Origin of the sequence: Sphingopyxis alaskensis RB2256 (assembly GCF_000013985.1) — a bacterium.
Classification (GTDB): domain Bacteria; phylum Pseudomonadota; class Alphaproteobacteria; order Sphingomonadales; family Sphingomonadaceae; genus Sphingopyxis; species Sphingopyxis alaskensis.
In genome coordinates, this window is record NC_008048.1 from 2,988,817 (window position 1) to 3,003,027 (window position 14,211).

A 14,211-nucleotide genomic window follows, 5' to 3' on the forward strand; every position below is an offset into this window, starting at 1 on the left:
CCGTCAGCGATAGAAGATGTGATTGTCGATCTGCGCGATGCGCGTCTTGCGCCAGCCCGGCGAGACGTAGCGCGCGTGAAAGAAAAGCGCCCCCGGCGCGTGATTCTTCCAGCTGCCGTCGAGCGCGATCTGCGCGATCGCGACCGCCCTGTCCCACTGCGCGCCTTCGCGGATCGCGGGCATCCGGCCGCCGCGCACAAAGCTGAACTGGTGCTTCTGGTGAACGACGCCGCACAGGCTGGTCGGGAAGCGGCCCGATCGGGCGCGGTTGATCACGACATGCGCCACCGCGAGTTGGCCGGGAAGCGATTCGCCGCGCGATTCGAAATAGACCGCACCGGCAAGGCAGCGCAACTCGCGGTCGATCGTCGCGGGCTTCGGCGTCGCGGCGACGAGCGCGGCGAGCGAGTCGGCGGTGACCGGCGACGGGCTTTGGGTTTCGGGGGCGACTTCGCGCTGAATGTCGCTTTGTTCATCGACCGGCGCTTCGGCCTCGGTCGGCAAATCCGCCGTGTGCGCCTCGGACGCCGCGGCGCCGGGCAGGGTAATGGCGGGGAGATTGGCGTCGGCGGCAAGATCGCTTGCAAAACCGGGTTCCGCCAGAAGCAGCATGGTGGCGGCAGTCATGCCGACGGCAGCCACGCTGGCCACGTTCAGAATGCGACTCATATTGTCCGTCAAACATGCGGCCGATGGACCGAAACTCTCGAAAACAGGCGGGGGACTATGGTTCGGTATCGCCGCCTGCGGTCATCGTCCGACTGCGTGTCCAATCCGTTCTCCCGGGGCATTGCAAGGGCAATGCAACCCGCGGACCGACCTTCGCGTTATCGAATGGGCGCCAATTATTGTGCGCCGCAACAAAGTCAAGTTAATGTGCCCCACTCGGCGACGAGTCGTGCCGCATCTGCGATGTCCAGTTCGATGATCCACAGGTCGGGATCGGCCTTTCGCCGCCGCTCGCGATAATTTGTGCGGGATTCAAGATCATCGGGATCGTCCGGACCGACGCTTTCCCAGACATGGCCGCCGTCGATCGCAAGGCGCCGTTCGAGCAAGGGACCCGGCACGCCGCGATCGCTGCACTGGACCAGAATGACGCCCGAGGCGTCATCGCCCCTCGCGAGAATCGTCGCGAAGCCGCCGACTGCCTCGGTACGGCGAACGAGCAGGTCGATGAGGAAGCGGCTTCTGAGGCGCATATCAGCTCGGGCCCGTGCGACGGCAGGGGCCGATCACCGACGCTGTCGACCTGAAGTGGGATAAACTTGAACCGTGACGGCAGATGAGGCGCCCCTGCCGTCGCAGGGGCCCGGCTGATTTATTGTCAGGCCGCGTCACGCGCTTCGCTGTCGGCGAGGAGCGCGTAGAGCGCCTCGTCGTTCTTCGCGCCGCGCAGCCGTTCGGCGATCGCTTCGTTGCGCAGCATCCGCGACACGCCGGCCAGCGCCTTCAGATGGTCGGCACCGGCATCGAGCGGCGAGAGCAGAACAAAGAGCAGGTCGACCGGCAGGCCATCGACAGCATTGAAGTCGATCGGCCGCGCGAGCTGGAGGAACAGGCCGCGCACGCCGCCGAGGTCGGCCATCTTGGCGTGGGGCAGCGCGATGCCGCGACCGAACCCTGTCGAGCCGAGCCGTTCGCGTTCGAGCAAGGCTTCGCTCACTTCGCCGGCGTCGAGACCCAGCGAGCGACTGGCCAGATCGCCGACGAAGGGAAACAGCGCCTTTTTCGAATCGATATGGACGTGCGCGCGCACCGTCGCCGGATAGAGAAGAGAAGAAAGATTCATCGTCGGATCAAATCTTGTAAAACGCCGGACACCGCCAGAAACAAGGGCTGGCAAGCGATCGCGGATCTGTCGTGGCAGGCCCGCCGCCATCCGGGCTTCGGGCATCGTTGGGCGCGGCCCTTAAGCCGGATGGCGAAGAAAATCCAGTCCTATCGTGGTTCGACCCAGCCGATCGTCCCGTCGTCGCGGCGATAGACCATATTATGCGCGCCGGTCTTGCTGTTGACGAACAACAGCGCGTTGGTGTTGCGCAAATCGAGCATCATCACCGCGTCGGAGACGCTGCTGTTGGGGATGTCGACGCGCGTTTCGGCGATGATCGCCGGCGCGTCGCCCGCCTCGTCTTCCTCGGTTCCCGGATCGAAAACGGTGTAGCTGGCATTATCCTCGATCTCGTCGATCGTCGGCGAAGGTTCGGCCGGCCCGTTGTTGCGATCCTTCAATCGTCGCATATAGCGCCGCAGCTGCTTTTCGATGCGATCGGCCGCGCCCTCGAAGGCCACATGCGCGTCCTGCGCCTGACCATGCCCTTTCAGCACCAGTCCCTGCATGACATGCGCGACGATATCGCACTGGAAACTGTCGTGCGGGCCTTTGCCGAAGGTCGCGTGGGCGCTGATCGCGCGCGAAAAATATTTGTCGGCAATCGCGTTCATCCGGTCCGCAACATGCGCCTGCAGCGCTTCGCCGGTTTCGATCTGGTGGCCAGAGACGCGGATTTCCATTTTTCTTCTCCTTCTATGGCCGGCGCGACGACGATGGGGGAGTCGTCACACCGTATCGAGCCACAGTGGCTGGTTGAGCCCTGCGACAAACTCGGCGTGGCGTGCGAGTTCAGCAGCCGACGCCATATGGGGTCTGGGTTCGCGAAAGGGCCGCGCCGGATCGCGCCGAGCGGCCAGCAGGCTCGCGGTCGGCAACGCCGCCGACGAGGATGCGAGGCCAAGGCCGATCTGCCGCCCGCCGGTCATCTCGATATAAAGGTGCGCGAGCAGTTCGGCGTCGAGCAGCGCGCCATGCTTGATGCGGTGGCTGCGGTCGATGCCATAGCGGGTGCAGAGCGCGTCGAGGCTGTGCTTCGCGCCGGGATGGAGCTTCCGGGCCATCTGGACGGTACAGCACATGCGCGCCATGTCGAGCGGGGGACGCCCGATCCGTTCCAGCTCGGCATTGACGAAGCCGAAATCGAACGCGGCATTGTGCGCAATCAGCGGCGCGTCGCCGAAAAAGTCGAGCAGTTCGTCGACGCGCGCCGCAAAGAGCGGCTTGTCCGACAGAAACTGGCTCGACAGGCCGTGAACCGCCTCGGCGGCGGCGGGCATGTCGCGCTCGGGGTTGAAATAGGCATGGAAGGTGACGCCCGTTTCGCGGCGGTCGATCAGTTCGACACATCCGATTTCGACCAGCCGGTCCCCGTTCCTGGGATCGAAACCCGTGGTTTCGGTATCGAAGATAATCTCGCGCATCGAAATAATAATCTGGACCCTATCGGGCGTGGAAACAAGAGGCGATGAAGCGAATCTGACGCTGTGTTTCGCTTTTCGGGCGGCCCGTCTCGATGATGAAATCGGCGCGCGCGCGCTTGACGCGGTCGGGCACCTGGAGGCGGCGGATCGCCTTGAGTTTCGCGGCGGTCATGCCAGGGCGGCGCATCACGCGCCGCCGCTGCAGCCATGCGGGCGCCGAGACGACGGCGATCGCGCCGACGCGCCGCCAGCCGCCCTTTTCGAACAACAGGGGAATGTCGAGCACGACGACATCGCGCGCGCGGTGCCGGGCGAGAAAGCGTTTCTGCGCCCGGAAAACCGCCGGATGGACGATCGCTTCAAGCGCGGCGAGCTCGTGCGTGTTGCCGAGCACGCGGGCACCGAGTTTCTGCCGGTCGACGCCCTGCGGGCCGGTGGTTCCCGGAAAGCGTGCCTCGATCGCCGCGACCAGCGCGCCGCCCGGACCCTGCAATCGGTGCACCTCGGCGTCGGCGTCGAAGACGGGGACGCCCACGCGCTCGAACATCGCCGCCGCGGTCGATTTGCCCATGCCGATCGAGCCGGTGAGGCCGAGCAGGAAGGGACGGCGAAGCGGCAGGAGCGGGCGCTTGAAATGGCTCATGCCACCAGCAGCGCGCGCAGTTCGTCGTCGCGCCCCTCGGGCGGCGGCGCGCCGAAGAAGAGTTCGAAGGCCAGCGCCGCCTGCCCGATCAGCATGTCGAGCCCGTCGACCGTGTCGAGCCCGCGCGCCTCGGCGGCCTTGAGGAGCCCGGTCCGGAGCGGCGAATAGACCAGGTCATAGACGATCGCATCGTCCGGCAGCGGCGACAGGTCGAGGTCGAGCGGCGGCTGGCCCGCCATGCCGAGACTGCTTGCATTGACCAGCAGTCGCACCGGCGGCAGTGCGGCATCGAGCGCGACGACATCGCCCTTGAGGCCAAAGGTGGCGAGCAGTCCCATGGCCTTCAGCGGACTGCGATTGAGGATCGCCACCTTGCCGACCTTCGCCCGCGCCAGCGCGAACAACACCGCGCGCGCGGCGCCGCCGGCACCGACGACAGCGATCGGCGCGCCCTCAAGATCCAGCTCCGCGAGCGGCGAATAGAAACCCGCAGCATCGGTATTGGTGCCGATCAGCGATCCATCGGGCTGGCGAACGATCGTGTTCATCGCGCCGATCGTGCCGCGAATATCGCCCGGATCATCGACGAGGTCCATGACTGCCGCCTTGTGCGGCATGGTGACGTTGCACCCGCGCCAGCCGGGGTCGGCCCGTCGCTCGGCGATATAGGCGGCAAGCGCGTCGGCCTTTACATGCGCGCGGCGGTAATCGCCCTCCATACCCAACGCGTCGAGCCAGAACCCGTGGATCAGCGGCGATTTCGACTGGGCGATCGGATCTCCGATCACCTCGGCGAAGGGGGAGGCATAGGGGTGGCTCATTGCGGCGCCAGTCCGGTCGCGCGCAGCCATGTCAGCAAAGGCAGCATCGGCATGCCGATGATGGTCCAGGGGTCGCCCTCGACCCGGTCGAACAATTGCACGCCCGCTCCCTCGATCTCGTAACAGCCGACGGTCCAGCGGATGCTGTCCCAGTTTTGCGCCACATAGTCGGCGATGAAGGCATCCGACAAGGGGCGGATCCAGAGCTTCGCCTCGCCGATCGCGCGCCATATCGGGGCGCCATCGCGGGCGGCGACCGCCGCGCTGAACAACCGGTGGCGCCTCCCCGCCATGCGGCGCAGATGGTCGGCAGCTTCCTCCGGGGTTTCAGGTTTTGCGAGCATCGAGCCGTCGTCGAGCGCCAGCGTGGAATCGGCGCCGATCACGGTGACGCCCGGAAGCCGCGACGCGATTTTGACCGCCTTCGCCTCGGCGAGCGCGTCGGCGATGTTGCGCGGCGTCTGCCCCGCCGCACGCAGCGAGGCGGTGAGCATTTCCTCATCGACATGCGCAGCGGTCGTCTCGAACGCCAGCCCGGCGGCGCGCAGCATCGCGGCGCGGCCGCTGCTTTGCGAGGCAAGGATCAGGGTCATGCGCTGGCGCGGTCCTCGACGAGCTTGATCACCGCCGCGGCGGTTTCCTCGATCGAGCGGCGCGTGACGTCGATCACCGGCCAGCCGTTGTCGGCAAACATGCGCCGCGCAAAGGCAAGCTCGGCCTTCACCCGTTCGTCGTCGACATAGCTCGTCTCCGGCGCCTGGTTCAAAGACAGCAGCCGGTTGCGCCGCACCTGCACCAGCCGGTCGAGTCCCGTGGTAAGCCCGACAACCATCGGGCGTTTCAAGTTGAACAGCGCGCTCGGCGGCGGCGATTCGGGGACGATCGGGATATTCGCGGTCTTGAATCCGCGGTTGGCGAGATAGATGCTCGTCGGTGTCTTCGACGTGCGCGACACGCCGGCGAGGATGATGTCGGCCTGCTCCCAATTTTCCCATCCGATGCCGTCGTCGTGCGCAACGGTGAACTGGATCGCCTCGACGCGCGCGAAATAGGCGGCATCGAGCACATGCTGCCGGCCGGGGCGCGCCTTGGCCTCCTGTCCCAGCATCCGCGAGAGCGCGTCGGTCACCGCGTCGAGCGCGGCGACCGTCGGCAGGTCGAGCATTCGCGCCCGGCGTTCGAGACTGCTGCGCAGTTCGCCATTGACGAGGGTGAAGAGGATCATGCCGGGGCTCGCCCGCACTTCGGCCATGATCCGGTCCAGATGCGATTCGGAGCGGACCATCGGCCAGAAATGGCGCACCACCTCGACATCGTCGAACTGCGCGATCGCCGCCTTGGCGATATTTTCGAGCGTTTCGCCCGTGGAATCGGATATGAGGTGCAGGTGGAGGCGGCTCATCGCACCACCATGGCGGAAAGCCCCGGAAAAAGGCAATGCCGGATGATCGAAATCGGGCTGTGGATAAGTTTTCGTATAAGCGCAGGGACAGGTTCGGGACGAGCGATCCATCCCCGCCACTGCCGATTCCGCTGCCATATTTATCCACAAGGAATGAATCTCGTCCACAACCTGTGAATAGGGTGAATATGGTCTGCCGACTCCCCGATCCTGGCCGGATGAACCGGAGTCAAGCTGTTGGCAAAACGGGTGGCCCAGCCTAAAGCCCGGCTTATCTTTTGACCTACAACCATCACAATCATCTTTAAAACTATATGATGAGAGAAAGAGGGGCCGCGTGAAGGCGTCACCGAAGAAGCTGCTCGCGACGTTGCGCGGAGCGCGGCACGAGCGAACGCCGCTCTGGCTGATGCGCCAGGCCGGGCGCTATCTTCCCGAATATCGCGCCCTTCGCGAGAGCAAGGGCGGATTCCTCGAGCTGTGCTACGATCCCGAAGCCGCCGCCGAAGTCACGTTGCAGCCGATCCGCCGCTTCGGTTTCGACGGCGCGATCCTTTTCTCCGACATTCTCGTCATCCCGCACGCGCTCGGCCAGCATCTGTGGTTCGAGGCGGGCGAAGGTCCGCGGCTTGCGCCGCCGCTCGTCGATGGCGCCTTGGCGTCACTCGAAGCCGCGCCGCAGCGCCTCGATCCCGTCTATGCGACGGTCGCGCGCGTCGCAGCCTCGCTGCCGCCCGAAACGACCTTTCTCGGCTTTGCGGGCAGCCCGTGGACCGTCGCGACCTATATGGTCGCGGGACGGGGATCGAAGGATCAGGCGGCGGCGCGGCGGATGGCCTTCGCCGACCCGGCCGCGTTCGGCGCCATCATCGATGCGATTGCCGATCTGACCGTGACCTATTTGTCGGGCCAGATCGAACAGGGCGTCGACGCGGTGCAGCTTTTCGACAGCTGGGCGGGCAGCCTCAGCCCCGCGCAGTTCGAACAATGGGTGATCGCCCCCAATGCCGGAATCGTCCGCCGTCTGAAGGCGCTGCACCCTGACACGCCGGTGATCGGCTTTCCGAAGGGCGCGGGGGGCAAGCTTCGTGCCTATGCCGAAGAAACCGGCGTCGATGCGATCGGCCTCGACGAAACGGTCGATCCGACATGGGCCGATGCCGCCTTGCCGTCACAGCTGCCCGTCCAGGGCAATCTCGACCCGCTCGCGCTCGTTGCGGGTGGTGCGGCGCTCGATGCCGCGATCGACCGCATCCTTGCGGCTTTTCCGTCGCGCCCCCATATCTTCAATCTGGGCCACGGGATCGTTCCCGACACCCCGGTTGCCCATGTCGAACATCTCATCAAGCGCGTTCGCGGCGGATAATATGGCAGACTGGGCAGGATTTCTGGGGGCGACGATGCTTTGGGTCAAAGCCGCGCATATCATTTTCGTGATTTTCCTGATGGCCGGCCTGTTCATGATGCCGCGCTTCTTCGTTTATCACCAACAGGCGATGGTCGGGTCCGACGAGGACAAGAAATGGATCGAGCGCGAGGACCGGCTGCGGCGGATCATCCTGAACCCGTCGCTGGTCATCGTCTGGATCTTCGGGCTGATGCTCGCCTTCAACGGCAATTATTGGCGCGAAACCTGGTTCATCGCCAAATTGATCCTCGTGCTCGCGCTGTCGGGTTATCACGGCTGGCTGATCGGCTATTTCAAGACGCTCAGCAAGGGCGAGCGGCCGCTCACCGAAAAACAGCTGCGGATGCTCAACGAGGTTCCCGGCGTCGCCGCGGCGATCATCGTCATCCTTGCCGTTGTCCGGCCCTGAATCGCTGTCTTCGAGCGCAGCCCGATTGACTTGAACCCGGCTGGACTATAGGGGCCGGTCGATCCCGCATCCCAAGCGGGCGGCGCGTCCCCCGCGCCGATGCTATCGTGATCGGCCGTCCCCCGGCCGGATAGGCACCCGGCGGTGCAACGAATTAAGTCCGATTATCTCCCGAATATTGATCCGGAATCCATCCATGCACTTGAAAGAACTCAAAACAAAATCGCCCGCGCAGCTCGTCGAAATGGCCGAGGAACTGGGCGTCGAGGGCGCATCGACGATGCGCAAGCAGGATCTGATGTTCTCGATCCTGAAGGAGCTCGCCGAAGAGGGCGAGGAAATCATCGGGTCGGGGACGATCGAGGTACTGCCCGACAGCTTCGGGTTCCTGCGCTCGTCCGAGGCCAATTATCTCGCCGGTCCCGACGACATCTATGTCTCGCCGAACCAGGTCCGCAAATATGGCCTGCGTACCGGCGACACCGTCGAGGGCGAGATTCGTGCGCCGCGCGATGGCGAACGCTATTTCGCGCTCACCAAGCTGATCAGCGTCAATTTCGACGATCCCGACGTCGTGCGCCACCGCGTCAATTTCGATAACCTCACACCGCTCTATCCGAACCAGAAGCTGTCGCTCGACACCGTCGATCCGACGGTCAAGGACAAGTCGGCGCGCGTCATCGACCTTGTCAGCCCGCAGGGCAAGGGGCAGCGCGCGCTGATCGTCGCGCCGCCGCGCACCGGCAAGACGGTGCTCTTGCAGAATATCGCCAAGGCGATCACCGACAACCACCCGGAAGTTTACCTCATCGTCCTCCTCGTCGACGAACGGCCCGAGGAAGTCACCGATATGCAGCGCAGCGTGAAGGGCGAGGTCGTTTCCTCCACCTTCGACGAACCCGCGACGCGCCACGTCCAGGTCGCCGAAATGGTGATCGAAAAGGCCAAGCGTCTCGTCGAGCACAAGAAGGATGTCGTCATCCTGCTCGATTCGATCACGCGCCTCGGTCGTGCCTACAACACCGTCGTCCCTTCGTCGGGCAAGGTGCTGACCGGCGGCGTCGACGCCAATGCGCTGCAGCGGCCGAAGCGTTTCTTCGGCGCCGCGCGCAACATCGAAGAGGGCGGTTCGCTGTCGATCATCGCCACGGCGCTGATCGATACCGGCAGCCGCATGGACGAGGTCATCTTCGAAGAGTTCAAGGGCACGGGTAACAGCGAAATCGTGCTCGACCGCAAGGTTGCCGACAAGCGCATCTTCCCGGCGCTCGACGTCGGCAAGTCGGGCACGCGCAAGGAAGAATTGCTCGTTGAAAAGGACAAGCTCTCGAAAATGTGGGTGCTGCGCCGCATCCTCATGCAGATGGGCACCGTCGACGCAATGGAGTTCCTGCTCGACAAGATCAAGGATTCGAAGACAAACGAGGATTTCTTCGATTCGATGAACCAATAGGCACGGGGCGGGTTAAGTGATCATGCTGGATATTTTGATGCAGGCCGGCGTGCACGCCGGCGGATTTGGCGGACCCGCGGGCATGTGGGACGCGATCGTCCACGATTTTTCGAACATCACCGAACCCGCGGCCTTCGCCGCCTTCCTGCAGGTGTTGATGATCGACATCGTGCTCGCGGGCGACAATGCGATCGTCGTCGGCGCGCTCGCGGCGGGACTTCCCGCCGACCAGCGGCGCAAGGTTATCATCATCGGTGTGCTAGCAGCGCTCGTGCTGCGCGTCGCCTTTGCTCTCGTCGTGACGCAGCTGATGCAGATCGTCGGGCTGATCTTCGTCGGCGGGCTGCTGCTTATCTGGGTGGCGTGGAAGATGTGGCGCGAACTGCGCGACGGCGCGCATTCGGCGGGGTCGCCCGAAGTCGTCGGCGACGAACATTCGGGCCTCAAGCCCGCCAAGAGCTTTGCCGGTGCCGCCTGGGCGGTTGCCGTCGCCGACGTCAGCATGAGCCTCGACAATGTGCTGGCGGTCGCGGGCGCGGCGCGCGATCACCCCGGCATCCTGATCGTCGGCCTGATCTTCGCGGTCGCATTGATGGGTATCGCAGCCAACATCATCGCCAAATATATCGAGCGCTATCGCTGGATCGCCTATCTCGGCCTCGCAGTGATCGTCTATGTCGCGATCAAGATGATCTACGAAGGCTGGATCGACCCCGGCGTCGGCATCGGCACGCTTTTCGGCTGAATCTCTTCGGTGAATCGAGTCTTTTCGGTCACAGTTTGACTCAAAATGGATTCGGTTCACCGATTGAGGGATTCTCTTTCCGCAAATTTGTGAGAGTATCCTCCAGTCGGAGGAGGTCGGTTCATGGACCAGCTACAAGCCGAGGTTGATCGCAATTACGATTGGTTTCAGCGTAACTTGAAAACTTTCCTTGTCGATCATGATGGGGATTATGCAGTGTTGCGTGGCGAAGCGGTGCAGGGATTTTATCAATCGCCCGGCGAGGCATTGCGGACTGCACTCGCTCAGTTTCCCGATCGAATTTTTTCGATTCAGCAAGTCGTCGATGAACCTCTCGATTTAGGATTTCTATCGCTTGCCGTCGATTGAGGGTCGACACGACGGGCGACGCATCGTCACCGATGTTGCGGTGTTAGCCGCGGAAAATCCGGCGGACCTCAGCCATGTGATCGGTCGAGCGCTGATCGATACCGGCGCCACGAGCAGTGGGGTTGGGCCAACTATCGTCACGCAACTTGGTTTGCGGAGCTACGGAAAGAGGCCGCTCGGATCTGCGACCGACGAACGCATGATGCCTTATTATTTTTTTCGGTTGGGTTTCCTTGGGTATCGCGACGCAAATGGAATGATCGAAACACACGCATTTCCTTATGTTCTAGGTGAGTGTGACGGGTTCGGCTGGCCGATGGCGCGTCATTTTGACGTCATTATCGGAATGGATATCCTCGGGAAATGTCGGTTTACAGTCGATCTCAATTTTTGGTCGATCGAGTTCTGACAATAGAGTTGTGGGATGCTTGAAGCCTCCCGTCTATTTCCCATCTCTCGGACATGTCCGCTCTCCACATGACCCGCGTCGCCGTCGGCTGTTCCGATTATCCGGCGCTGGAGGCGCGCATTGCCACCTATGCAAAGGATGGTGAGATCCGTTTTACGACGCGCTTCAAGCCCAAACGCGCCGACGAGCTGATCGGCGGCAGGCTGCATTTCATCGTCAAACATATGCTCGTCGCGTGCGTGCAAATCCTGCGCTTCGACGATCGCAGCGACGGGCGGGTCGATATCGTCTGTGTCGCCGACCTCGAGCGCGTGCATCCGCAGCCGAAGCGCGCGCATCAGGGATGGCGCTATCTGGCCGATGCCGACGCGCCCAAGGGGCTGGAGGATGGAAGCGGCATCGACGAGCTGCCGCCCGAACTCTATCGCGAACTCGCCGGGCTCAGCCTGATCTAGCCCGCCTGCGCCGCGAGCATCGCGGCCATTTTTTCCCAGACCTTGTTGATGGCCTTGAGCGGGCGCACCATCACCTTGAAATCCTCGATTTTGCCCGCGTCGTTCCAGCGGATGATGTCGACGCCGTTGATCTGAATGCCGTCGAGCTCGGTCTGAAATTCGAGGCAAGCCTGATCGCCATCGACGATTTCGCGCAAATAGCGGAAATGCTCGCCGCCCAGAACGTGGCTCGCCGCGTGGAGATAGGCGAAAACCTTGTCGCCGCCTTCCTGCGGGGTGTGGACGACCGGCGAATGAAAGACCGCATCGTCGGCGAGCAAGCTCCGCAACCGCTGCGGATCGCCGCCGTCCGCCATATAGGCGTGCCAGGCGGTGAGGCCGGGATGCGCGCTCATGCCAGATGCTCGGCGAAAAAGGCGCGGGTGCGAGCGTCGGCGAGCCTCGCGCCTTCGTCGTTGCGGCGATTGCCCATCGTCGCGGCGAAACCATGGTCGAGGCCCGGATAATCGTGGAGCGTCACCTTCGGATGCGGATCGAGGGCGTCGTGAATCCGTTTTTGCGCGTCATGGTCGACCAGATGGTCCGCGGTCGGGATATGGAGCATCAGCGGATTGGCGATCGCATGGCTTTCGTTGAGCATCTGGTCGATCATCACCCCATAATAGCCCACCGACGCATCGACGTCGGTGCGTGCTGCCGCCATATAGGCGAGGCGGCCGCCGAGGCAGAAGCCGACGCAGCCGACCTTGCTCGCCCCCTGGCTGTGGAGCCAGCGGATCGCCGCTTCGATGTCCTTCACCCCGTCGTCGGCGTCATATTGACCAAAATAGCCGAAAGCCTCGTTGAGTTCGGCCTCGATGTCGGGATCGAGCTCAACGCCGGGGGCGAAACGCCAGAAAATGTCGGGGGCGATCGCCAGATAGCCCTCGGCCGCCCAATCGTCGCATTTCTGGCGGATGCCCGCGTTCACCCCGAAGATTTCGGGGATGACGATGATCGCACGCGAGCTGTCGGCGTCGGGGCGCGCGACATAGGCGGGAATCCGGTTCGTCCCGTCGAGCGCGGGGATGGTCATATTCGTCGCGGGCATGGCGGAAGCTCTCCTGACTCTTGCTTCTTGGCGGTGAAAGCGCGAAGCTAGCGGCGCCGCGGCTATGGCTCAAGCGGCATACCATGACCGGGGCGGAGACAGGCGATGAAAATCCATATCGAGATCGATTGCACTCCCGAAGAGGCGCGGCGGCTGTTCGGCCTTCCCGACCTCGAACCGCTCCACGATATTTATCTCGATCGCGTCAGGGAACTGATGGCCAAGGGCATCACGCCCGAGATGGTGCAGGCGATGGTCAAGACATGGGTTCCGATGGGCGAAAGCGGGCTGGGGCTCGTCCAGTCGCTGCTCGGCCAGTTCGGCGGCGGGCTGATGGGTGGTGCGGCGAAAAATGGCGATGCGGGTGACGACAAGCCCGCCAAGGGACGCAAGAGCTGAACCAAACACCCCCAAGCGACACGATTTTCGCGCTATCGAGCGGGATACCGCCGGCGGCGATTGCGGTCGTGCGCATCAGCGGCATCGATGCCGCCAAGGCTTTACAGGCACTGGCGGGGCGCCTCCCCACACCCCGCCGCGCATCGCTCGCCCGGTTGACGGACACCGACGGCGGGGCGCTCGATCATGCGCTCATCCTCTGGTTTCCGGGGCCAGCGACCGCGACCGGCGAAGACCTCGCCGAACTGCACCTGCACGGCGGACGCGCGGTGGTTGCGGCGGTCGAAGCGGCGCTGGCGGCGATGCCGGGACTGCGGCGTGCCGAAGCGGGTGAGTTTACGCGGCGGGCGTTTGCGAATGGGCGGATCGATCTGGCCGAGGCCGAGGGGCTCGCCGACCTGCTCGCCGCCGAAACCGAGAGCCAGCGTGTGCAGGCGCTGGATCATGCGAGCGGGCATGTGTCGCGCGCGGTGGCGGGGTGGCAGGCGCGGCTACTCGCGCTGATGGCGGCGGCCGAGGCCGAACTTAACTTCGCGGATGAGGATGACGTCGAAGTTGGCGAAGGTGTCGCGCAGCGCGTGTCGGAGGGGATGGCGGCCCTGGCGGGGGAGCTCGGCGAGTGGCTGGCGCGGCCGGCGGCGGAGGTGATTGCCGAGGGGCTGTCGGTGGTGATCGCTGGGCCGCCGAACGCAGGTAAATCTACTCTTATCAATGCTCTAGCTCAGAGGGAGCTGGCGATCGTGTCGCCGGTCGCCGGGACGACGCGCGATGTGATCGAAACGCCGCTCGCGCTGGACGGAATTGCAATGCGCTTTTCGGATACTGCCGGCCTGCGCGGCGAAAGTGCCGACGCGATCGAAATGATTGGAATCGATCGCGCGAAGGCGGCAGTGGAGGGTGCGGACATCCTGTTGTGGTTGGGCGCGCCGAAGGAGGCGCCCGAGCATCCTCGCACGATCCTGATCGCCGCGCAGGCCGACCGCTGGCGCGGCGATGCCGCGGCCGAAGCCGAGGCCGCGCACTGCGATCTTATATTGTCCGCCGCCACGGGGGAGGGGATGGACCGGTTGCACACGATGATCGTCGAGATGGCGCGAACCTTATTGCCGCGCGAGGGCGAGGCTACGCTCCGGCAGCGACAGCGTGATGCGCTCGCCGAGGCAAAGGGGTGGCTGGAAGTTGAGACGGGATCGCGCGAGGCGGGCGATCTGATCCTGCTGGCCGAGCGGCTGCGGCTTGCCGGGGCCACGCTGGACCGTATCACCGGGCGCGGGGGCGTTGAAGATATGCTCGACACGCTGTTTGGGCGATTCTGCATCGGCAAATGACGTTCCACGTGAAACATCGTGC

The 14,211-nt window shown here is 64.0% G+C and carries 20 protein-coding genes; 9 read left to right on the top strand and 11 right to left on the bottom strand.

Annotated elements, in window-relative coordinates:
* Positions 1-3 precede the first annotated feature (3 nt).
* From SALA_RS14425 to SALA_RS14465, 9 genes are all read right to left on the bottom strand, one after another.
* Complete coding sequence (locus SALA_RS14425) at positions 4-669, bottom strand: cell wall hydrolase (RefSeq protein ID WP_011543103.1); 666 nt, start codon at positions 667-669, stop codon at positions 4-6.
* Between the two features lie 197 nt (positions 670-866).
* The gene (locus tag SALA_RS14430; protein WP_011543104.1) at positions 867-1,202 is read right to left on the bottom strand and encodes a DUF1491 family protein; all 336 of its coding nucleotides are present in this window, start codon (positions 1,200-1,202) and stop codon (positions 867-869) included.
* Positions 1,203-1,327: 125 nt separating this feature from the next.
* On the bottom strand, positions 1,328-1,792 hold the full coding sequence (locus SALA_RS14435; RefSeq protein WP_011543105.1) for a PTS sugar transporter subunit IIA: 465 nt from the start codon (positions 1,790-1,792) through the stop codon (positions 1,328-1,330).
* A gap of 149 nt (positions 1,793-1,941) precedes the next feature.
* Positions 1,942-2,517 (bottom strand): ribosome hibernation-promoting factor, HPF/YfiA family, encoded by a 576-nt coding sequence (gene hpf / locus SALA_RS14440; protein ID WP_011543106.1) that lies wholly within the window; start codon positions 2,515-2,517, stop codon positions 1,942-1,944.
* 45 nt (positions 2,518-2,562) lie between these two features.
* On the bottom strand, positions 2,563-3,258 hold the full coding sequence (dnaQ, locus tag SALA_RS14445; RefSeq protein WP_011543107.1) for a DNA polymerase III subunit epsilon: 696 nt from the start codon (positions 3,256-3,258) through the stop codon (positions 2,563-2,565).
* Positions 3,259-3,277: 19 nt separating this feature from the next.
* A complete protein-coding gene (gene coaE, locus SALA_RS14450) occupies positions 3,278-3,901 on the bottom strand; it encodes a dephospho-CoA kinase (RefSeq protein WP_011543108.1) in 624 nt (207 codons plus the stop codon).
* Entirely contained in the window at positions 3,898-4,722 is an 825-nt protein-coding gene (gene aroE / locus SALA_RS14455; protein ID WP_011543109.1) for a shikimate dehydrogenase, read from the bottom strand. The genes coaE and aroE overlap by 4 nt, the downstream gene beginning before the upstream one ends.
* Positions 4,719-5,315: a Maf family protein gene (locus SALA_RS14460; protein ID WP_011543110.1), complete on the bottom strand. Its 597-nt coding sequence runs from the start codon at positions 5,313-5,315 to the stop codon at positions 4,719-4,721. Before SALA_RS14460 ends, aroE begins: the two co-directional genes overlap by 4 nt.
* Positions 5,312-6,124 carry a pyruvate, water dikinase regulatory protein gene (locus SALA_RS14465; RefSeq protein ID WP_011543111.1) on the bottom strand — a complete coding sequence of 271 codons (813 nt, stop codon included), beginning with the start codon at positions 6,122-6,124 and terminating at the stop codon, positions 5,312-5,314. The genes SALA_RS14460 and SALA_RS14465 overlap by 4 nt, the downstream gene beginning before the upstream one ends.
* A 337-nt stretch (positions 6,125-6,461) precedes the next feature.
* Here SALA_RS14465 and hemE point away from each other — a divergent pair, with 337 nt between their 5' ends.
* The 7 genes from hemE to SALA_RS14500 all read left to right on the top strand — a co-directional run bounded on the left by hemE (position 6,462) and on the right by SALA_RS14500 (position 11,372).
* A complete protein-coding gene (gene hemE, locus SALA_RS14470; RefSeq protein ID WP_011543112.1) occupies positions 6,462-7,490 on the top strand; it encodes a uroporphyrinogen decarboxylase in 1,029 nt (342 codons plus the stop codon).
* 1 nt (position 7,491) lies between these two features.
* Positions 7,492-7,941, top strand: a complete 450-nt coding sequence (locus SALA_RS14475; protein ID WP_011543113.1) for a CopD family protein — start codon at positions 7,492-7,494, stop codon at positions 7,939-7,941.
* Between the two features lie 196 nt (positions 7,942-8,137).
* Positions 8,138-9,394: a transcription termination factor Rho gene (rho, locus tag SALA_RS14480; RefSeq protein ID WP_011543114.1), complete on the top strand. Its 1,257-nt coding sequence runs from the start codon at positions 8,138-8,140 to the stop codon at positions 9,392-9,394.
* A 22-nt stretch (positions 9,395-9,416) separates the two neighbouring features.
* Positions 9,417-10,139 carry a TerC family protein gene (locus tag SALA_RS14485; RefSeq protein ID WP_011543115.1) on the top strand — a complete coding sequence of 241 codons (723 nt, stop codon included), beginning with the start codon at positions 9,417-9,419 and terminating at the stop codon, positions 10,137-10,139.
* A gap of 123 nt (positions 10,140-10,262) precedes the next feature.
* A complete protein-coding gene (locus SALA_RS14490) occupies positions 10,263-10,508 on the top strand; it encodes a hypothetical protein (RefSeq protein WP_011543116.1) in 246 nt (81 codons plus the stop codon).
* Entirely contained in the window at positions 10,495-10,917 is a 423-nt protein-coding gene (locus SALA_RS14495) for a hypothetical protein (RefSeq protein WP_011543117.1), read from the top strand. Before SALA_RS14490 ends, SALA_RS14495 begins: the two co-directional genes overlap by 14 nt.
* Positions 10,918-10,985: 68 nt before the next feature.
* On the top strand, positions 10,986-11,372 hold the full coding sequence (locus tag SALA_RS14500; protein ID WP_237700888.1) for a DUF1489 family protein: 387 nt from the start codon (positions 10,986-10,988) through the stop codon (positions 11,370-11,372).
* Here SALA_RS14500 and SALA_RS14505 read toward each other — a convergent pair.
* Both SALA_RS14505 and SALA_RS14510 read right to left on the bottom strand, forming a co-directional pair.
* Entirely contained in the window at positions 11,369-11,767 is a 399-nt protein-coding gene (locus tag SALA_RS14505; protein WP_011543119.1) for a nuclear transport factor 2 family protein, read from the bottom strand. The two genes, SALA_RS14500 and SALA_RS14505, sit on opposite strands and share 4 nt — an antisense overlap.
* On the bottom strand, positions 11,764-12,462 hold the full coding sequence (locus SALA_RS14510; RefSeq protein WP_011543120.1) for a dienelactone hydrolase family protein: 699 nt from the start codon (positions 12,460-12,462) through the stop codon (positions 11,764-11,766). Before SALA_RS14510 ends, SALA_RS14505 begins: the two co-directional genes overlap by 4 nt.
* Positions 12,463-12,567: 105 nt before the next feature.
* On the opposite strand from SALA_RS14510, the gene SALA_RS14515 reads away from it, so the two are divergent.
* Entirely contained in the window at positions 12,568-12,861 is a 294-nt protein-coding gene (locus SALA_RS14515) for a DUF6489 family protein (protein ID WP_011543121.1), read from the top strand.
* 23 nt (positions 12,862-12,884) lie between these two features.
* On the top strand, positions 12,885-14,189 hold the full coding sequence (gene mnmE / locus SALA_RS14520) for a tRNA uridine-5-carboxymethylaminomethyl(34) synthesis GTPase MnmE (protein WP_084764765.1): 1,305 nt from the start codon (positions 12,885-12,887) through the stop codon (positions 14,187-14,189).
* Positions 14,190-14,211 lie beyond the last annotated feature (22 nt).

Excerpts from the sequence above, each read along its gene's own strand:
- SALA_RS14435 (WP_011543105.1), bottom strand. The coding sequence starts at position 1,792 with ATGAATCTTTCTTCTCTTCTCTATCCGGCGACGGTGCGCGCGCACGTC.
- SALA_RS14485 (WP_011543115.1), top strand. The coding sequence starts at position 9,417 with ATGCTGGATATTTTGATGCAGGCCGGCGTGCACGCCGGCGGATTTGGC.
- hpf (WP_011543106.1), bottom strand. The coding sequence starts at position 2,517 with ATGGAAATCCGCGTCTCTGGCCACCAGATCGAAACCGGCGAAGCGCTG.
- SALA_RS14425 (WP_011543103.1), bottom strand. The coding sequence starts at position 669 with ATGAGTCGCATTCTGAACGTGGCCAGCGTGGCTGCCGTCGGCATGACT.
- SALA_RS14465 (WP_011543111.1), bottom strand. The coding sequence starts at position 6,124 with ATGAGCCGCCTCCACCTGCACCTCATATCCGATTCCACGGGCGAAACG.
- SALA_RS14500 (WP_237700888.1), top strand. The coding sequence starts at position 10,986 with ATGACCCGCGTCGCCGTCGGCTGTTCCGATTATCCGGCGCTGGAGGCG.
- rho (WP_011543114.1), top strand. The coding sequence starts at position 8,138 with ATGCACTTGAAAGAACTCAAAACAAAATCGCCCGCGCAGCTCGTCGAA.
- SALA_RS14430 (WP_011543104.1), bottom strand. The coding sequence starts at position 1,202 with ATGCGCCTCAGAAGCCGCTTCCTCATCGACCTGCTCGTTCGCCGTACC.
- SALA_RS14505 (WP_011543119.1), bottom strand. The coding sequence starts at position 11,767 with ATGAGCGCGCATCCCGGCCTCACCGCCTGGCACGCCTATATGGCGGAC.
- SALA_RS14475 (WP_011543113.1), top strand. The coding sequence starts at position 7,492 with ATGGCAGACTGGGCAGGATTTCTGGGGGCGACGATGCTTTGGGTCAAA.
- dnaQ (WP_011543107.1), bottom strand. The coding sequence starts at position 3,258 with ATGCGCGAGATTATCTTCGATACCGAAACCACGGGTTTCGATCCCAGG.
- SALA_RS14490 (WP_011543116.1), top strand. The coding sequence starts at position 10,263 with ATGGACCAGCTACAAGCCGAGGTTGATCGCAATTACGATTGGTTTCAG.
- SALA_RS14515 (WP_011543121.1), top strand. The coding sequence starts at position 12,568 with ATGAAAATCCATATCGAGATCGATTGCACTCCCGAAGAGGCGCGGCGG.
- SALA_RS14460 (WP_011543110.1), bottom strand. The coding sequence starts at position 5,315 with ATGACCCTGATCCTTGCCTCGCAAAGCAGCGGCCGCGCCGCGATGCTG.
- SALA_RS14510 (WP_011543120.1), bottom strand. The coding sequence starts at position 12,462 with ATGCCCGCGACGAATATGACCATCCCCGCGCTCGACGGGACGAACCGG.
- coaE (WP_011543108.1), bottom strand. The coding sequence starts at position 3,901 with ATGAGCCATTTCAAGCGCCCGCTCCTGCCGCTTCGCCGTCCCTTCCTG.
- aroE (WP_011543109.1), bottom strand. The coding sequence starts at position 4,722 with ATGAGCCACCCCTATGCCTCCCCCTTCGCCGAGGTGATCGGAGATCCG.